At 66.1% G+C, this 16,898-nt stretch carries 17 protein-coding genes and 1 pseudogene; 1 reads left to right on the top strand and 17 read right to left on the bottom strand.

Translation table 11 applies throughout. The features are described 5' to 3' along the window. Nucleotides 1–2: 2 nt before the first annotated feature. The 10 genes and pseudogenes from QOJ24_RS06490 to QOJ24_RS06535 form a co-directional block, all read right to left on the bottom strand. Complete coding sequence (locus QOJ24_RS06490) at nucleotides 3–329, bottom strand: DUF6285 domain-containing protein (RefSeq protein WP_526260165.1); 327 nt, start codon at nucleotides 327–329, stop codon at nucleotides 3–5. Further along, nucleotides 326–1,294, bottom strand: a complete 969-nt coding sequence (locus tag QOJ24_RS06495) for a phosphotransferase family protein (RefSeq protein ID WP_526260166.1) — start codon at nucleotides 1,292–1,294, stop codon at nucleotides 326–328. Before QOJ24_RS06495 ends, QOJ24_RS06490 begins: the two co-directional genes overlap by 4 nt. Then, nucleotides 1,291–2,529 (bottom strand): acyl-CoA dehydrogenase family protein, encoded by a 1,239-nt coding sequence (locus QOJ24_RS06500; RefSeq protein ID WP_526260167.1) that lies wholly within the window; start codon nucleotides 2,527–2,529, stop codon nucleotides 1,291–1,293. The genes QOJ24_RS06495 and QOJ24_RS06500 overlap by 4 nt, the downstream gene beginning before the upstream one ends. A gap of 14 nt (nucleotides 2,530–2,543) precedes the next feature. After that, nucleotides 2,544–3,155 carry a TetR/AcrR family transcriptional regulator gene (locus tag QOJ24_RS06505; RefSeq protein ID WP_526260168.1) on the bottom strand — a complete coding sequence of 204 codons (612 nt, stop codon included), beginning with the start codon at nucleotides 3,153–3,155 and terminating at the stop codon, nucleotides 2,544–2,546. Between the two features lie 2 nt (nucleotides 3,156–3,157). After that, nucleotides 3,158–4,066, bottom strand: coding sequence for a hydroxymethylglutaryl-CoA lyase (locus tag QOJ24_RS06510; RefSeq protein ID WP_526260169.1), 909 nt, complete (start codon nucleotides 4,064–4,066; stop codon nucleotides 3,158–3,160). Beyond that, entirely contained in the window at nucleotides 4,063–5,265 is a 1,203-nt protein-coding gene (locus tag QOJ24_RS06515; RefSeq protein WP_526260170.1) for a CaiB/BaiF CoA transferase family protein, read from the bottom strand. Before QOJ24_RS06515 ends, QOJ24_RS06510 begins: the two co-directional genes overlap by 4 nt. After that, nucleotides 5,262–6,479 (bottom strand): alpha/beta hydrolase family protein, encoded by a 1,218-nt coding sequence (locus QOJ24_RS06520; RefSeq protein ID WP_526260171.1) that lies wholly within the window; start codon nucleotides 6,477–6,479, stop codon nucleotides 5,262–5,264. The genes QOJ24_RS06515 and QOJ24_RS06520 overlap by 4 nt, the downstream gene beginning before the upstream one ends. After that, nucleotides 6,479–7,579 carry a homogentisate 1,2-dioxygenase gene (locus tag QOJ24_RS06525; RefSeq protein WP_526260172.1) on the bottom strand — a complete coding sequence of 367 codons (1,101 nt, stop codon included), beginning with the start codon at nucleotides 7,577–7,579 and terminating at the stop codon, nucleotides 6,479–6,481. The genes QOJ24_RS06520 and QOJ24_RS06525 overlap by 1 nt, the downstream gene beginning before the upstream one ends. A 73-nt stretch (nucleotides 7,580–7,652) precedes the next feature. Further along, the gene (locus tag QOJ24_RS06530) at nucleotides 7,653–8,042 is read right to left on the bottom strand and encodes a nitroreductase/quinone reductase family protein (protein ID WP_526260173.1); all 390 of its coding nucleotides are present in this window, start codon (nucleotides 8,040–8,042) and stop codon (nucleotides 7,653–7,655) included. Nucleotides 8,043–8,063: 21 nt separating this feature from the next. After that, nucleotides 8,064–8,185 (bottom strand): annotated as a pseudogene (locus QOJ24_RS06535) (TetR/AcrR family transcriptional regulator); the annotation flags it as partial. 251 nt (nucleotides 8,186–8,436) lie between these two features. Here QOJ24_RS06535 and QOJ24_RS06540 point away from each other — a divergent pair. After that, nucleotides 8,437–9,405 carry an alpha/beta hydrolase gene (locus QOJ24_RS06540; RefSeq protein ID WP_526260174.1) on the top strand — a complete coding sequence of 323 codons (969 nt, stop codon included), beginning with the start codon at nucleotides 8,437–8,439 and terminating at the stop codon, nucleotides 9,403–9,405. Nucleotides 9,406–9,672: 267 nt separating this feature from the next. Here QOJ24_RS06540 and QOJ24_RS06545 read toward each other — a convergent pair whose 3' ends face one another. From QOJ24_RS06545 to QOJ24_RS06575, 7 genes are all read right to left on the bottom strand, one after another. Further along, nucleotides 9,673–10,671 carry an oxidoreductase gene (locus QOJ24_RS06545; RefSeq protein WP_526260175.1) on the bottom strand — a complete coding sequence of 333 codons (999 nt, stop codon included), beginning with the start codon at nucleotides 10,669–10,671 and terminating at the stop codon, nucleotides 9,673–9,675. A gap of 29 nt (nucleotides 10,672–10,700) precedes the next feature. Then, entirely contained in the window at nucleotides 10,701–11,915 is a 1,215-nt protein-coding gene (locus tag QOJ24_RS06550) for an acyl-CoA dehydrogenase family protein (protein WP_526260176.1), read from the bottom strand. Nucleotides 11,916–11,934: 19 nt separating this feature from the next. Next, complete coding sequence (locus QOJ24_RS06555) at nucleotides 11,935–13,326, bottom strand: acyl-CoA dehydrogenase family protein (RefSeq protein ID WP_526260177.1); 1,392 nt, start codon at nucleotides 13,324–13,326, stop codon at nucleotides 11,935–11,937. 82 nt (nucleotides 13,327–13,408) lie between these two features. Further along, nucleotides 13,409–14,188, bottom strand: a complete 780-nt coding sequence (gene hisN / locus QOJ24_RS06560) for a histidinol-phosphatase (protein ID WP_526260178.1) — start codon at nucleotides 14,186–14,188, stop codon at nucleotides 13,409–13,411. A 40-nt stretch (nucleotides 14,189–14,228) separates the two neighbouring features. After that, the gene (locus tag QOJ24_RS06565; RefSeq protein ID WP_526260179.1) at nucleotides 14,229–14,888 is read right to left on the bottom strand and encodes an HAD family hydrolase; all 660 of its coding nucleotides are present in this window, start codon (nucleotides 14,886–14,888) and stop codon (nucleotides 14,229–14,231) included. Next, nucleotides 14,885–16,411: a xylulokinase gene (locus QOJ24_RS06570; RefSeq protein ID WP_526260180.1), complete on the bottom strand. Its 1,527-nt coding sequence runs from the start codon at nucleotides 16,409–16,411 to the stop codon at nucleotides 14,885–14,887. Before QOJ24_RS06570 ends, QOJ24_RS06565 begins: the two co-directional genes overlap by 4 nt. 30 nt (nucleotides 16,412–16,441) lie before the next feature. Beyond that, nucleotides 16,442–16,898: aminotransferase class I/II-fold pyridoxal phosphate-dependent enzyme (locus tag QOJ24_RS06575; protein WP_526260181.1), on the bottom strand; the 457-nt coding region annotated here is incomplete at its 5' end.

The following is a 16,898-nucleotide window of genomic DNA, read 5'->3' on the forward strand; positions in this document are numbered from 1 at the left end:
CGTCATGTGGCCTGGTCGTAGCCGGGGTGTGCGACGGCGAGGCGATGCCGCACCAGGGCGCGCAGGCACGGCAGCACGTCGGCTGCCCTGTCGTCGAGGTCGCCGGCGCGGATGGCAGCCGCCAGCGCCGTTTCATCCGGATACCCAAGGAGGTTGGGCGCGGCTCGGTCGTCCAACAGCTCCCGCTCGACGATGCGCAGCACATTCGCGGCCACCCGGGCATGAAACGAAACCTGACCATCGGTGGCGTTGCGGACATCGTTGTCCAGGAAGTCTGCGACGACCGCGACGAGTTCGGCGGCCGTCGGCCGTCCGTACACCGGGCTCACGTCCGCGCCCCCTCCAGCAGGTCCAGCACGTCCCACTCGGTTTCGCTGACCCGGCGGCCGATCGCGGCGAGTTCGACCGACGGGGTCTGGCCCGACAGGTGGCGCTCGGCCTGGAACCGGCAGATGACGCCCCAGCGCAGGGTGGCCACCGTCAGCCACCAGCGAAATACGTCGCGGTCGAGGTCGATGCCCGCGGCCTCTTCGTACGCGGTGAGAAAGCTTTCGACGCTGCCCAGGCCGCCCGCACCGAGCGCGTCCGGTGCGCCGAACCGCCAGGCCCGGATGCAGAACCAGGCCAGGTCCTCGTAGACCTCGCCGATGTGCACGAGCTCCCAGTCCAGCACGGCGGCCAAGCCCGAGTCGTCGACGATCACATTGCCCATCCGGAAATCCCCGTGCACCAGCCGCGGCGGTGTCGGCGGCGGTCGGTTGGCGGCCAGCCACCGAAACGCCCATTCGAAGGTCGCTGTGGTGTCGCCCATCTCGTCGAGCCGGTCGCGCCACTCGGACAGCTGCTCGGTCTGCGCCAGGCCGAGCCCGTCCGGGTCGGCGCGGTGGATCGCGGCCAGCGCCTGCGCGCACTGTGTCAGCAGCCGGTCTCTTCCGGCAGCCCCGTCGGCTCTGTCGAGAGCGCGATGTATCCGCCTGACTATCGTCTCGCCCGCGATAGCGTTGCAGATGAGGTACGGATTGCCCAGTGCGGCAGTCGAATTGTCGGCGGCAAGTATTCGGGGGACGGGTGCCCCCGCGGCCGCCGCGCGCTGTTGGGCGCTGGCCTCCAGCTCCATGCCCGCATGGACATCGTCTGGCGGACCGGTGCGCAGGATCAGGGCCAGCCTGCCGTCGTCACCGACCGCGTCGAATGCCCAGGTGGTGCGGCTCGCACCGCCGGTCAAGGTGGTGAGGTTCTCGATGCGGACCTCGCCGACGACCGGCTTCAGGACATCGGCCAGTTGGTGTTTCACTTGCGGCCGAAACCGAAGAGCCGCTGGGCCACTCGCCGGATCTGGATCTCCTCTGCGCCTTCGGTGATCCGGTAGCGACGGTGATGACGGTAGATGTGCTCGAAGGGCTGATGCCTGCTGTAGCCGACTCCGCCGAACACCTGCATCGCCCGGTCGGCGGCCTCGCACACCAGCCGGTTGGCGCGGTAGTTGGCCATCGACACCTTGTCCGACACCTCCATGTGGTGGTTGCCGTCCAGCTGGGTCGCCGCGTAGTAGACCAGCAGCCGCACCATCTGGGCCTCGGTCTGCAGCTCCACCAGTGGCCACTGCACGGCCTGGTTGACTGACAGCGGCTTGCCGAACACGTTGCGGTCGTTCGCGTACTCGACGGCGCGATCGATGCAGTACTGGGCGGCGCCCAGGCTGCTTGCCGCCTGCCGAATCCTGTTCTCGTGCAGGAACGTCTGGCCGACCTCAAGGCCGCGGTCCACCTCGCCGAGAACGGTGTCGGCGGACACCCGGACATCCTTGAGCTCGACCTCGCCGTGATCGGTCGGCATGTTGAACGTCCACCAGTAGTACGGCACGCTGAACCCCGGCGCGTCCGTCGGCACCAGGAATGCGGTGATGCCGCGCGCCTGTCCCGGGTCACCCGAGGTGCGCGCGAACACGAGATCATGCGTCGCCCTGTGCACGCCGGTGTTGAACCGCTTGGCGCCGTCGATGATCCAGTCGTCGCCGTCGGCCTCTGCGCGGGTCTCCAGCCAGGTGGCGTCGGAGCCGTGGTTCGGCTCGGTGAGCCCGAACGCCATCGAGCGCTCACCGGTGATCAGGGCGTCGGTCCACTCCCGCTTCTGCGCGTCGGTGCCAAACCGGTCCATCATGATGACCTGGGGGAAGTTGCCGACGATCGACGACTCGTCCTGCAGATCGTTGTGCAGCCCGAGGCCCTTGTGCGCGAGGTGTTCCCGGATCACCGCCATGTCGATGTTGGTGCCGTCGCGGCCACCGAACTGCGACGGCAATCCGTAGCGCAGCCAGCCGGCCGCATCGGCACGCCTGCGCATCTCGCCGAGCAGGTCTTCCCACTCACGACGCGGGATGCCCCCGTTGTCCCAATCGGTGCGGGCGTGCTCGCGGCGTTGGTCGAAATACTGGATGTTCTCGCGCTCCAGCGGTCTGATCTCCGACTCGATGAACTCGTCCATCTGGGCCAGCAGGCCGGGAAGGTGTTCGGGGAGAGCGAAATCCACGGTGGTCTCCTTTGTCAGAACCCGTACAGGGTCTTCTTCCAGATCGTCGAGAGTGTCGCGATGGCATCCTCGTCGCTGATCTCGAGTCCGAGGCTCGACCGCCCGACAACCACGGTGGTGAAGTTCTCGAACAGCAGCGCGATCGCCGCCGCCGTGTGTTCGGGATCGAGTTCGGTCCCGTGGCCCTGCTCCTGTGCGCGCCGCACGGATGCGGCGACGATGTCCATGCCGAAGCGCCGGAACTCGTTCTGCACGCCGGCAAATCGCTGCTGTGTCGTGGCCAGCTGGGCGACCGCGATCATGATCCCGATGTTCTGCTTGAACATGTTCCAGTAGCCGGTCACCACCGACGTGAAGAACTCGCTGTCATTTGCCGAGTCCGGCAAGTGCAGGCTCAGCCCCGACGGAGTGACGATGTCGCGCAGGAAGGACTCGGCCAGTGCGGCCAGCAGGTCTTCCTTGTCGGTGTAGTACCGGTAGAACACCGCGGGCGACTTGCCCGCCGCCGATGTGATGTCGGCCAGCGTGGTGCCGTGAAAGCCGCGCTCCGCGAACAGCTTTCTGGCGGCCTGTTCGATGGCGGTACGGGTCTGGCGGCCTTTGGGTGTGAGTGTCTGGACAGGCACGGCTACGCGCCGAGCAGTCGGTCACCGGCCCGCAGCAACGAGCTGGGGAGTTCATGGCCGACGAGACGTTCCGCAACCCGGGCTGCGGCGATCGCGGCCTCCAGATCGACATCGACGTGAATTCCGCTGTCCCGCAGCAGGTAGACCAGGTCTTCGGTGGCGATGTTGCCTTTCGCGCCGGGCGCGAACGGGCACCCGCCCAGTCCGCCGACGGAGGCGTCGAGCCGGGTGACACCCGCGGTCACTGCGGCGTACGCACTGGCGAGCCCTGCGCCGCGGGTGTTGTGGAAGTGCGCGCCGAGCGGGATGTCCGCGATCAGTGGTGATACCTCGGCGATCAGGTCGGTCACCCGGCGCGGCGTCGTGGTGCCGATGGTGTCGGCGATCGCGAGCCGGTCGGCGTCGCTGTCGCAAGCCGCCTTGACGATGTCGAGGACCCGCGCAGCAGGCGTCGGGCCGTCGAAGGGGCAGTCCCATGCGGTGGCGATGATGACCTCCACCGAAGCCCCGCTGTCGTGTGCAATCGCGATGATCTCACCGATCAGTGCCGTCGACTCGGCCACCGAACGCCCGACATTGGACCGGCTGTGACCATCCGCCGCCGACACCACGTACTCGATCGAATGCAGTCCCGCCGCGATGGCCCGTTTTGCTCCGTTCGGGCTCGCGACGAGAGCGGAGAACTCGATGCCGTCGAAGTTCACCAGTTCGGCGGCGAGTTCGGGGGCATCGGCCAGCGCGGGCACCTTCGACGGGGACACGAATGCCGTCGCCTCCATTTCCCGTACACCGGTGGCGGCGACCGCGGCCAGCAATTCGAGCTTGGCGGCCAACGGGATCGGATCCTCGATCTGCAGGCCGTCACGCAGCGAGACATCGCGAATGTCGACGTGTGCCGGTAGCTCGCTCACAGCACCCCCCTTTCCTTCAGCGCCGCCAGCTCGGCCTCGGTCCTGCCGAGCAACCCGCAGTACACGTCGTCGTTGTGCTGGCCGGGCCTGGCCGAACCCGCGAAGCGGATGGTCCCCGGGCTCTCCGTGAGCACCGGCACCACACCGGGTCCCAACACATTGCGGCCGATCCGTTCGTCGAAGTGCTCGGCGATCATGCCGCGGGAAAGCAGCTGCGGATCCTCCACGACTTCGGCCACGGTGTTGATCGGCCCGCTGATCACCCCCGCGTCCGAGAGGGTGGAGATGATGTCGTCGGGACCACGTTCGGAGGCCCAGGCGCCGATGATCTTGTCCAGCTCGTCCTGATTACGGCCGCGCGCAACGTGATTGGCGAACCGGTCGTCGGTGGCCAACTCCGGCGTGCCCATCGCCGCGCACAGTCGCCGAAACACGGTGTCCTGATTGGCGGCGATCACCACCCAGCTGCCGTCAGCGCTGCGGTAGATGTTGGACGGCGCGATGCCCTCGAGCCGGGTGCCCGACGGGCCGCGGATCACACCGCCGACGTCGTAGTCGGGGATCGTCGACTCCTGCACGGCCAGGCAGGATTCGGTCAATGCGGCGTCGACGATCTGGCCCTTGCCGGTCACTGTGCGCCGATACAGCGCGGCCATCGCGCCCTGTGCGGCGAACATGCCCGCGAGGCTGTCGCCGAGCGAGAGTGCGAGGCGGGGTGGTGGACCCCCGGGAAATCCGTTCATATGCCGCAGCCCACTGGCGGCCTCGGCAACCGACGCGTATCCCGCCTTGTGCGCCTCGGGGCCGGTCTGCCCGTAGCCCGACACCCGGACCAGGATGATGCCCTCGTTGCGGGCCGCCAGCGCGTCGTAGCCAAGACCCCACTTCTCCAGCGTGCCGGGCCGGAAGTTCTCCACGATGATGTCGGACCGCTCGACGAGATCGAGAAAGATGTCGCGGCCCTCGGTCTCGCGCAGGTTCAGCGTGACGGCCTTCTTGTTGCGCGCGTGCACCGTCCAGAAGAAGTGGTGGCCGTCGAGTTCGGCCTGCCCCCACGTGCGCAGCGGATCGGGCGCCCCGGGCGGTTCGACCTTGATGACCTCGGCACCCATGTCGCCGAGCAGCCGGCCCGCGAACGGTCCGGAGATCAGTGTGCCGACCTCGATGACCCGGATGCCGTCCAGCGGACCGGTTGTCATTGGGAGAACCCGTGCCGGTGCAGCCAGTCGGTGCAGATGCCGACGGCCTGCCGCAGCGTCCCGCGTTGTTCGGGGCCGGAGTAGTAGTGGTTGGCGCCGGGGATTTCGTGCATCTCCTTATCAGGATGCCCGATCGCCTCGAACAGCCTGCGGGTGTGGCTCGGCGTGCAGGCATCGTCGGCCAGGTTCCCGATCACCAGCGTCGGCACCGCGATGTCGGGGCCGCACTCGACCGCGTCGCCGTTGGCGTCGTCGTAGCTCCACTGCGACAGCCAACTCCGCAGTGTGCAGAACCGGGCCAGGCCGACTGGACTGTTGTTCACCACCGAAGGATCGCCCAGATAGCAGGTGCCAGGGGCGCGTTCGTTCGGATCGACGGTCGGGTCGAGCCAGCGCGGGTCTGCCATCGTGCCGTGGACGACGAACCCGTACTCGTCGTTGGGCCGACCCGCCGCCTTGAGTTCGGCGAGCTTCTCCTTGACCCACTTCGTGATTCTCCTGTTTCGCGCGATCTGCGCCTCGCGGTAGCGCGCGAGAAACTCGGCCGTGTACGGCGGCTGGTTGGGGTTGTCGGGGTTGTAGAGGTCCAGCTCGGGATCGCGCGCCGTCGGGTCCGCCTCGTCGAGGATAGACGCGTCCATCCACTCGGTCATCGTGCCGTGGCGGCTGACGTGCGCGGCCAGCAGCATGATGCCGTCGGCAGGCAGGAGTCCGAGCTTGGTGAGGTCGGGACCGTCGCCGGACGGGCTCGCGGTGACCGTCGGCTTCTGCGCCTGCTGTTGATAGAACACCGAAAGCGAACCGCCGCCGCTCCAGCCCGCAAGCACGACCTTCGAGTACCCCAGCCGGTTCTTCGCGTCCTTGATGGCTTCGCCGAGGTCTTCGACGACCTTCTCCATCAGCAGCGCCGAGTCGGTGCCGCGGAACCTGCTGTTGCAGTAGATGACGTGGTGGCCTGCGCGCGCCAGCGCATTGATCATCGGCAGGTAGGCGCCCCCGCCGATGGGATGCATGAACACCAGCACGGTGTTTGATGTCGCCGCCGGTGCGGCTCCGGTATCCGTCGTGTTCCTCGGTTTGAGCAGATAACTCTCCAGCACCACCAGCTCGGCGACGCCGCCGTAGACATCCCGAACCGCCGAAGTGTTCTGATAGGCAACGAGATACGGAATGCGATCGTATTCGTAGCGGACCGGTGCCTCCGTCGTCGTCATCAGTGTTGACCCAAGTCGTTGGCCAGCACCTCGTCGGATGGGATGAGCCTGCGCCTGGTATCGATGGCGATCACCGACCAGTCGACCCTGTCATACTCGTCGAACTTGCGTCGCGCGCGTTCGCGCGCCTTCTCCGGTGCGCCGTGGTGAACGCCTTGTGGCGCATGTGAAATCAGCCCCGGCGGCATCGGGATGCCGTAAAGCGAACCCGCGTGGAAGAACGCGATCTCGTCGTAGTCGACGTTGCGGTGATACCAGGGTGTGCGCTCGGTGCCTGGCACACCCTCGGCGGGCTTGGGCAGGAAGTTCATCACGTAGACGCCTGCGGCCTGCATGAACAGGTGAACGGTCGGGGGCAGGTGCACGCTGTCGGAGGTCACCACGTTGTAGTCGGCGATGTTGAACGTGAAGGCGAAGTTGTCGCCGCGCCAACCCTCCACGTCAAGTGGATGATGTTGGTAGGTGAGCGTTGTCGGCCCACCGTCGTGGATGAGTCGCACCTCGTAGGTGTCCGCGCCCGACGGGGGAGGGCCGTCCATCGGTACGGGGTCGGGAATGAGGACCTGCGACGGGTCGAACGGAAAGTGCCTACCCAGCTGGCCCGGCGGCGGCACCCGCAGCTCGTCGGTGGTCTGGATGAGAAGAAGAACCGATTCGACATCGGGCACCTGGCGGAACGTGCACGCCTTCGGGATGTACACCCAGTCGCCCTCGCGGTAGCGCAACGGGCCGAACTCGGTCTCCAGCACGCCGGTGCCCTTGTGCACGAAGGACAGCAGATCGCCGTCGACGTAGCGAACGAAGAACGGCATCGGCTCGGTCCGTCGCGACAGCAGAACCTGGCAGTCGGGATTGGAGAACATCAGCATCGGACCGCCAGCCGCGTCGGTGGCGTCGCTGGGCTTGAGATCGCTCGCCAGCACGTCGACGGGTCGTAGCGGCCCTGAGCTGCGGTAGGCCGTCGGGTCGTTGCGGCGGTACATGTTGGCGGTGCGGCCGGTGAACCCGCCGCGGCCGAGTTCGTCGTCCTTCAGGCCGTCCAGGTCGGCGTGCAGCCGCCGCGGGGTCGTGCCCTTGCGCAGGTGAACGAACGATTCCATGGTGCTCCTACCGGACGGCGCGGCGAAAAAGTAAATCTGACTTTAGTTTTTCGGGAGCGCCCGCGTCAACGCCTCAGTCCGTCAGGTCGACCCGAACCGACAGCAGGTTCGTGCCGAATGTGCGCACGCCGAAGCTGTTGAACTGCGGCAACGAGCGAAGCCGTTCCCGTGGGTCGTCGTCGGGCACCAGATGGGCGGTGCCGTTGTGCCATCGGCCGCGTAGCCGGACCCGCACGTTGGGGTTGACCTTGATGTTCTTCACGTACTGGGAGTTCTCGCCGAACTCGGATACGAACCAGAACTCGTTGCCGACCTTGCTGCCCCCGAGCGGCGTGCGGCGCGGCTCACCAGACGTGCGGCCGGTCGTCTCCAGCAGCGTCTGGAACGGCATCGCCCGCATCACACGGTTCGCGACGTTCTTCTGAAACAGCGTCGTGAGGCGGTCACGAAGGTCGTCGGCCACGGTGGCCCCTTTCTCACATCATATGCGGCTGCACAGCCTGTCGATCCTGAGCTCGGTATGCCTTCTTCGGCAAGAATCGAAAAGCCCGCCTGGACCCAGTCGTCGACAGTTAACCGGCTGGTGGCAGCCCCCGCGCGCTTCATTGCCATCATCAACTACCCTACGGTGATCGGCGATCCGAAGCAGTGCCGCCGGACCGGTCCGATTGACGATGGCGTCACGATAAATTTCGCTTACGAAAGAGACACAGCACGACAGCCGGGGTTTCTCCCGCCCTGGTCACATGTTTTACTCAGGAAGCACAACTGAATTCGCTTGGTCCGCTCGTCTGATGTCGAGCGGGTATGACCCGTGTAGGCGTTCGCGATAACCGAAAGATGGATGGACTGCAGTTATGACCTTCGTTGACAAGTTCCGAGGCCGTTGGGCACGCAGGTTCACAGTCGCCGCTCTGGCGACGGTCCTGCTACCGGGGATCATCGGCTTCGCGGGAGGATCGGCGACGGCGGGTGCGTTCTCCCGGCCTGGCCTACCCGTCGAATACCTGATGGTGCCGTCCGCATCGATGGGCCGCGACATCAAGATTCAGTTCCAAAAGGGCACGGGTTCGCACTCGGTGCTTCTTCTCGACGGTCTTCGCGCCCGCGACGACTACAACGGCTGGGACATCGAGACCCCGGCATTCGAGTGGTTCAACCAGAGTCCCCTTTCGGTCATCATGCCGGTGGGCGGACAGTCGAGCTTCTACACCGACTGGTACCAGCCTGCGTGCGGCAAGGACGGCTGCCAGACCTACAAGTGGGAAACGTTCCTGACCGCCGAGCTGCCTCAGTGGCTGTCGGCCGAGAAGGGCGTGTCCACGAACGGCAACGCCTCAGTTGGCCTCTCGATGTCGGGCAACTCGTCGATGATCCTCGCGGTGTATCACCCGCAGATGTTCATCTACGCCGGCTCGCTGTCGGCGTTCCTGAACCCGTCCGAGGGTCAGTGGCCCGGCCTTATCAACCTGGCCATGGGTGATGCGGGCGGCTACGAGACCGACCCCATGTGGGGTCCTCAGTCCGATCCGGCATGGCAGCGCAACGACCCGATGGTCCAAATTCCGGCACTGGTAGCCAACAACACTCGCCTCTGGGTGTACTGCGGTAACGGCACGCCTAACGAGCTTGGTGGCGCCAACCTGCCCGCGACCTTCCTCGAGGGCCTGACGATTCGGACCAACCGCACGTTCCAGGACAACTACGTCGCCGCGGGCGGCAAGAACGCCGTGTTCAACTTCCCGGATTACGGCACGCACAGCTGGGAGTACTGGGGCGCACAGCTGCAGCAGATGAAGCCCGATATGGAGAAGTACCTCGGGTAGTCAACGCCTGATCGTTGGACTATGGCCAATCCCCGTCGAGGGTCTCCTCGGCGGGGATTGGTTTTGTGCCATCGAGATGCAAGTGCCCAGATGCCCTGCGACACACGGCACCCCGTTCATCGTCGGGACGGGTCCGCCGGAGATTATCGTCGGCACCCCGTCGCCGTAGGGCTGGTAACCCGAGTTGTCACCGGCGGGGTCGGCCACCGCAGCGGGTGCGGTGGAGATAGCCGCGGCGCAGACGGCCATCAGCAGCAGTCGGCGCATCTAGAAACCGCCGGCCACCCGTACCACGGCGCGACCCGAGTAGCGGCCCTCGCGGATCTCGTCGAGGACGCCGACCACATCTGAGATGTCGACTTCGTTCGTGATATCCGAAAGGTGTTGCGGACGAAGCGAATCGCCCAGCTTCTTCCAAAGTTCGCGGCGCGGCCCGATCGGCATCAGCACCGAGTCCATGCCCAGCAGCGACACTCCTCGCAGGATGAACGGCATGACGGTGGTGTTCAGCCCCGGCCCGCCGGTCAGCCCGCTGGCCGCGACAGCTCCGCCGTACCGCAGAGTGCTGAGCACGTCCGCGAGGGTCTTGCCGCCGACGCAGTCGACCGCCCCGGCCCACCGGGTCTTGGCCAGCGGGCGGGGCTTGGCGTCGGGATCCTCGGGCAGCCGGCCGATGACGTCGGCGGCGCCGAGTGCTTTGAGTCGGTCGGCCGCCTCTGTTTTGCCGGTCGATGCGACGACCTCGTAACCCGCGGCGGCAAGCAGGTCGACGCTGACCGATCCGACACCGCCCGTCGCACCGGTCACCACGATCGGTCCGTCGTCGGGCGTGATGCCCCAGTCGATCAGCGCCTGAACGCTCATCGCCGCGGTGAAGCCCGCCGTCCCGATGGCGGCCCCGTCGCGGGGGCTCAGCGGGCCGAGTGAGACCACCCAGTCCGCGGGCACCCGTGCGTATTCGGCGTAGCCGCCGTTGCGGGCAGTGCCGATCTCGTATCCGTGCGCCAGCACCGCGTCGCCCACGGCGAAATCGGGCGACTGCGACTCGACCACCTCGCCGGTCAGGTCGATGCCGGGCACGATCGGATAGTCGCGCACCACACCGCCGTTGGGCGTCACGGCCAGCGCGTCCTTGAAGTTGACGCTCGAGTGGGCCACCCGAATAGTCACCTCGCCGGGGGGAAGGTCGGACTCCGCCAAGGTCTCGATCGCGCAGTCGATGCGATCGTCGTTCTTGCGGGCGACCAGAGCGGCAAAGTTGTCCATGCCACGACATTACGTCGCGGCCACGGGGGCTACTTCAGTTCGGCCGACGACAGTCCAAGCAGCCTGCGCGCCACCACCAGCTGTTGAATCTGCTGCGTTCCTTCGAAGATGTCCAGGATCTTGGAGTCGCGCGCCCACTTCTCCAGCAGCGTCTCTTCGCAATAGCCAGTGGTTCCTGCCATTTCGACAGCCTTGAGCGTGACGTCGGTGGCCACCCGAGCCGCCTTCGCCTTGCCCATCGACGCCTCCTTGCTGTTCGGGATGTCGTTATCGGCCTGCCACGCGGAGCGCACCGTCAGTAGATAGGCGGCCTCCCAGTCGGCCTCCATGCGCAGGAACTCCGCGGCGGCGGCGCTCTGGACCTGGGCGGGCTTGTCGTAGGAGATCTCCACGCCCGCGTCCTCGAGGATTTTGCGCAATTCCTCCAGGGCGGCGCGCGCGATGCCGACCGCCATGCCCGCGACGACGGGACGCGTGTTGTCGAAGGTCTCCATGACGCCCGCGAAACCCTTCTCCACCTGGATCTCGGGGCTGCCGAGCAGGTTTTCCTTCGGGATGCGCACATTGTCGAAGCGGATCGCCGCGGTGTCGGAGGCCTTGATACCGAGCTTGTCCTCGAGGCGCTCGACGGTGACACCGGGATGCTCGCGCGGCACGATGAACGACTTGATCGCCGCGCGGCCCATCGACTTGTCCAGCGTCGCCCAGACCACGATGTGGGTGGCCCGCGAGCCGGCGGTGACGTAGATCTTCTCGCCGTTGATCACGTACTCGTCGCCGTCGAGCGTGGCTGTGGTGGACACCGCGGCCGAGTCGGAGCCGAAGCCGGGTTCGGTGATGGCCATGGCGGCCCACACGTCCTTGCCGAGCCGCCCCAGTTGTTCGTTGGTGGCCACCCCGCTGATCGCGGCGTTGCCGAGGCCCTGGCGCGGCACCGAGAGCATCAAGGCGACGTCGCCCCAACTGATCTCGATCACGTTGACGACGGCAGACATGTTGCCGCCGTTGTGGTTCGTCGCCTTGGCCTCTTCAGCGTCGCGGAACGCTTCGGCGCCCGCGAACGCGACGAAGTTTGCCTCGGAGATGCCTTCGAACAGGGTGGCCAACGTGTCCAGCTCGACCGGATACTCGTGCTCGCGAAGATCCCATTTGCGGGATATCGGCCGCAGCATCTCCGCCGCGCCCTGGTGCGCCTTCTCGATAACCGCGTTCAGCTTGCGCGGCATTTCCAGATTGATTGCCATGAAAGTGTTTCCGTTCCCCTTAGATGACGACGACGCCCTCGGCGACGCCGATCGCGCGCAGGTCGCGGTACCAGCGTTCGACGGGATATTCCTTGGTGTAGCCGTGGCCACCGAGCAGCTGTACTCCGTCCAGGCCGATCTGCATGCCCTTGTCGGTGCCGAGCCGCTTGGCCAGCGCCGCTTCCCGGGTGAACGACAGGCCCTGGTCTGCGCGTGACGCGCCACGCCAGGTGATCAGCCGCAGACCGTCGAGTTCGATCGCGATGTTGGCGCACATGAACGCCACCGACTGGCGGTGGGCGATCGGTTCGCCGAACGCGTGCCGTTCCTTCACATAGGGGACGACGTGATCCAGCACCGCGTGGGCTGTGCCGACGGCCAGCGATGCCCAGCCGAGCCGGGAAAGTGCGACAGCCTCCGAGTAGTCCTCGTCTGTCGCGGCCTGCTCACCGAGGCGCGCGGACAGCGGAACAGTCACATTGTTCAGTTCGACCCGGCCGAGCGCCGCCGCGCGGATCCCCATGCTCGGGTCGGCTTGGACGGCAAGGCCCTTCGACGACGATTCGACAATGAACATCGCGGGCTTGCCGTTCAATTGGGCCGCCACGATGAGCAATTCGGCTTCCTTGGCGGCCACCACCAACGACTTCACGCCGTCGAGGCGGTAACCGCTCGGCGTGCGAACGGCCGTCGTCTTCAGCGCGGTCGGATCGAACAACGGACGCGGTTCGGCGATCGCCAGGCAGGCCTGCGGCACATTCTCGCCGGCGAACTCGGTGAGGTAGGTGGATTGCTGGTCGGCACTGCCCCAATGGGTGAGCGCCGATGCGACACCGGCGGGCGCCAGGATCGGCAACGCCAATCCCATGTCTCCGTAGGCGAGCGCCTCGGCAACCAGCGAGTTCGTCACGGCGGCACGGTGTTCGGCGATGCCGTCGAAATCCTCCGGGATATTGATCGCGGTGATGCCCAGTTCGTTGGCCTTGGCGACGAGATCCGCTGGGTAGCTTGCTTTTTCGTCGGCATCGCGGGCGGCGGGCCGGAGAACCTCTTCGGCGAAGTCGCTGACGGTCTCGACGATCATCTTCTGGTCGTCGTCCGGCGTCAGGTCGAAGTAGTCGGCTCCGCTGGCCTTCAGTCGGGTCGGGCTGCTCTTGCCGCCGGACACCTTCTTGAACTGACGGTTGGTGGCGCCGACGACCGAGAAGACCTGTTTCACCCCGTACTTCAGTCCGCGGTTGAGCGGATCGCGCAGGTTGTGCTTGTCCAGGAACTCCTGGCCGACGATCGGAGTGATCAATGCCAGGCCGATATCGGTCGGTGTCCGCTTGTGCTTGTGGGCGCCGACGGCGCTTTCCCGCCCGTTCTTTTTCGGTGCGCGCGCCGACTTGCGGTCGATTGTGTTGGTCATTTGTGTGCAGCCTCGCTCAGTAGGGCAGTGCCGATGACCCTATCTTACTCCGGAGTAAGATAGAAAAGGAATGTTCCCTGGCTCACACCTCGTTGAGCCTGGCCAGCACCGCGTCGTGCAGACGTCCGTTGGTCGAAACCGCGCTAACGCCGTGTGGGCCCGACTCGCCGTGGAAGTTCGTGAACGTGCCGCCCGCCTCCCTCACAAGGAGGTCAAGAGGACCGAGGTCCCACGGCTTGAGGTCAGGTTCGATCGCGATGTCGACGGCACCCTCGGCCACCAGGCAGTGAGACCAGAAATCGCCGTAGGCGCGTACCCGCCAGACCTCGTCGGTGAGGTCGAGGAAACGCGATCGGCGGTCACCCCATCCGGTGAGGTCGGAGAAGGACAGGCTGGCCGAGGCGAGGTCATCGACTCCGGAGACGGAGATACGCCGCTTCGCATCGCCGAAGGAGGTGAACGCGCCTTCGCCGGCGCCCGCCCACCACCGACGTCCGAGTGCGGGGGCGCTGACGACGCCGACGACGGGGGTGCCGTCGACGAGCAGGGCGATCAGCGTGCACCACACCGGAACTCCGCGGACGAAGTTCTTCGTGCCGTCGATCGGATCGAGGACCCACTGCCGACCCGTGAAAGCCGGTGTGCCGCCGAGTTCTTCGCCGAACACCGAATCATCGGGACGGTGCGCCGTCAGCGACGCCCTCAGCAGCTCTTCTGCCGATTCGTCGGCGTCGGTGACCGGTGTGAGGTCCGGTTTGGTATCGACACGCAGATCGAGCGCACCGAACCGGTCCAAGGTCAGTGCGTCTGCGGCATCGGCCATCTCCAACGCGAGGGCGAGATCATCTGCGACCTGGGTCATGGCAGCAGTCCTACCATGGCCCCGTCTGGTGGATGACGAGCTAGCGTTCGTCGAGGAAACCCACCAGCACGGCGGTGACGTCTTCGATGCTGTGGTAGACGCCGGCGGCGCGGCCGGAAGCGTCGCGGTCCACCGGGTACGCAGGGTGTTCCATGCCCAGAACTGTGAGCCCGGCGGCTGCGGCGGCCCGGATGCCGTTGCTCGAGTCCTCGACCGCATAGCTGCCTGCGCTGCGTGCACCTAACCTGGCGACGGCTTCCTGGTAGACGTCGGGGGCGGGCTTTCCCGCGGCCACCTCGGCGCTGGAGACCGTCGCGCGGAAGTACTCGCCGACGGGCGTGGACGTCATTACCCGGTCGATAATCGTGCGGGGCGCCGAAGAGGCCAACGCCACCGGCACTCTCGCCGCGGCGGCCTGCACCATTTCGAGCGCTCCATCGATAAGCGGAACCTGGCCGCGGTCGTACGCCGCCGCGACCACACCGATGACGCGTTGCGCTGCGGCTTGTTCGTCCATGCCGGTGCGTTGACTGACGTAGCGGGCCCATTCGGGGACGCTTTTGCCCTGGCACGTCCTGGTGTCCTCGGACAGCCAGAGGTAGCCGTGCTCGGCCGACACCGATTCCCAGCCCTGCTCCCACAAGTGCTCGGACATCACCAGCACCCCATCGAGGTCGAACACCACGCAGCGGTGTGTCACCGTCCAGCCTCATCTCGCATGTCGTGATAGATCGGATAGAGGGCGTCGTAGAGCCGTCTGTACTGGACATACCGGGCGCCGTATTCGCGCGACCGGCCCGCGTCGGGCAAATAGGTATGGGTAACCGTCACCCGGTCGGCGAGGAACGAGTAGTCGGGCTTGGCCCCGCTCCCAACCAGTGCGCATGCGGCGGCTCCGATCGCCCCGGCATCCTGCGGTGCGGCGATGGTTTCCAGCGGACGCTCCAGCACGTCGGCGATGATCTGAGTCCACACCGATCCCATCGATCCGCCGCCCACCGCGCGGATCCTCTTGACCCTCTCTCCGTAGTCGAGCCCGTACTGCAGGGCCCACCGCATTTGGAACGCCACGCCCTCCATGACGGCGCGCAGGAAGTGTCCTGGTCCATGGTGCAAGCTCAGGCCGACGAACGAGGCGCGGGCAGCGTCGTCGAATACCGGTACGCGCTCTCCGCTGAGCCACGGCGCGAACAACAGGCCATCCATATCGTGTGCACTGTCCCGCGCCATCTGTTCGACCTGTGTGTAGTCCACCGAGCCGGGTTCGCCGAGCCCCAGCATGCGCACCGCCCAGGCGAGCGCAGCACCGCCGGTGGCGATTTCGAGCCAGAGGATCCACTGGTCGGCCTGGGCGTGCGCCAGTGCCCCAAGTTGGTGACAAGGATCGACGCGCCGCTCGGACATCATCAAGCCGAAGTACACCGCCGTACCAAGGCTGACGTGAAGATCGCCCGGATGGACTGCGCCAGAGCCCAATTGGCTCGCAGGTACGTCGCCGACGCCGACGTACACCGGGATGTCGGCGGGCAAGCCGAGTCGATGCGCGATATCGGGCAAGAGCCGGCCGGCCACGTCAGTAGCGGCGCGGACGGCGGGAAGCTTGTGGGGATCTATCCCCGCCGCCTCACACGCGTCGTTGTCCCAGTCGCGGGTGTCATGGGCGAAAAGCCGATAGGCCGATGCCCCGGCGTGATCGGTGACCGCCATGCCCGTGAGATGCAGGACGACAGCTTCCTTGCAGTCCAACAGCTTGGCGGTGCGGGCATACACCTCCGGCGCAGTGTCACGGAGCCAGAGAATCTTCGGCACGATGTCTTTGGCGGATACGACCGCGGAGAAACGCTTGAACTGCACATCGGGCGGCATGATTTCGGCCAGCGCCCGAGCGGCGCCCTCAGCGCGTTGGTCGAGCCAGCTGATCATCGGAATCAACGGCTTGCCTGATTCATCGACGGCCACAAGATTGAACATCTGAGCGGTGACGCTGATCCCATCGATGGAGACGGAAGTGTCACCAGCGCCTGTTACTCGTCTCAGCAATTCCTGAGCGGCATCAAGCAACGACCTGATGATCAGGTCGAGATCCTGCTCGACGCCGGCGTCGCCGACCATCTGAATGCCGTAGCCGCGGTACGAGCTGTCCAGCAGTGCGCCGTCGGCGTCGACCACCACGACCTTCACGCCGCTGGTGCCGATATCGAACGCCAGGAAGTGCGGGCTCATCGAAGTCTCCGCTCACCCGGGTTCAAGAACCTACACCTTGCCGACGGGCAGCAGAAGCTCTTCGAACAGCTTGAGAAACCGGTCGTTCTGCTCGATGGTCCCGACCGTCACCCGCACGTGGGACCCCTTCAGCCCGTGTGCACCCATGGCCCTGATCAGAATGTCCTCCGCAAGGAGTGCGTCGACGACAGCCGAGACGGGCCGACCGCTCGCGGAGATGTCAGCCAGGACGAAGTTGCCGTCGGAGGGATACGATTCGACGCCTTCCATCTTCTGCATCGCCGCGTGCAACCGATCGGCTTCCGAGCTGATGAACTCGCGTCGCCGCTTCAGCTCTTGCGGTTCGGCAAGTGCCTGCAGACAGCCCCAGATGCCCATCAAGCTGATGCTGAATGGAATCCGGACCCGTTGGACGATGTCGATGAGTTCGGGGTCGCCGATCAAGTAGCCGACGCGCAACGCCGCCAGCCCGAACCCCTTCGACATG

The sequence above is a fragment of the Mycobacterium sp. genome (genome assembly GCF_032159775.1).
Classification (GTDB): domain Bacteria; phylum Actinomycetota; class Actinomycetes; order Mycobacteriales; family Mycobacteriaceae; genus Mycobacterium.

Excerpts from the sequence above, each read along its gene's own strand:
- QOJ24_RS06555 (WP_526260177.1), bottom strand. The coding sequence starts at position 13,326 with ATGACCAACACAATCGACCGCAAGTCGGCGCGCGCACCGAAAAAGAAC.
- QOJ24_RS06520 (WP_526260171.1), bottom strand. The coding sequence starts at position 6,479 with ATGACGACGACGGAGGCACCGGTCCGCTACGAATACGATCGCATTCCG.
- QOJ24_RS06540 (WP_526260174.1), top strand. The coding sequence starts at position 8,437 with ATGACCTTCGTTGACAAGTTCCGAGGCCGTTGGGCACGCAGGTTCACA.
- QOJ24_RS06525 (WP_526260172.1), bottom strand. The coding sequence starts at position 7,579 with ATGGAATCGTTCGTTCACCTGCGCAAGGGCACGACCCCGCGGCGGCTG.
- QOJ24_RS06550 (WP_526260176.1), bottom strand. The coding sequence starts at position 11,915 with ATGGCAATCAATCTGGAAATGCCGCGCAAGCTGAACGCGGTTATCGAG.
- QOJ24_RS06515 (WP_526260170.1), bottom strand. The coding sequence starts at position 5,265 with ATGACAACCGGTCCGCTGGACGGCATCCGGGTCATCGAGGTCGGCACA.
- hisN (WP_526260178.1), bottom strand. The coding sequence starts at position 14,188 with ATGACCCAGGTCGCAGATGATCTCGCCCTCGCGTTGGAGATGGCCGAT.
- QOJ24_RS06545 (WP_526260175.1), bottom strand. The coding sequence starts at position 10,671 with ATGGACAACTTTGCCGCTCTGGTCGCCCGCAAGAACGACGATCGCATC.
- QOJ24_RS06570 (WP_526260180.1), bottom strand. The coding sequence starts at position 16,411 with ATGAGCCCGCACTTCCTGGCGTTCGATATCGGCACCAGCGGCGTGAAG.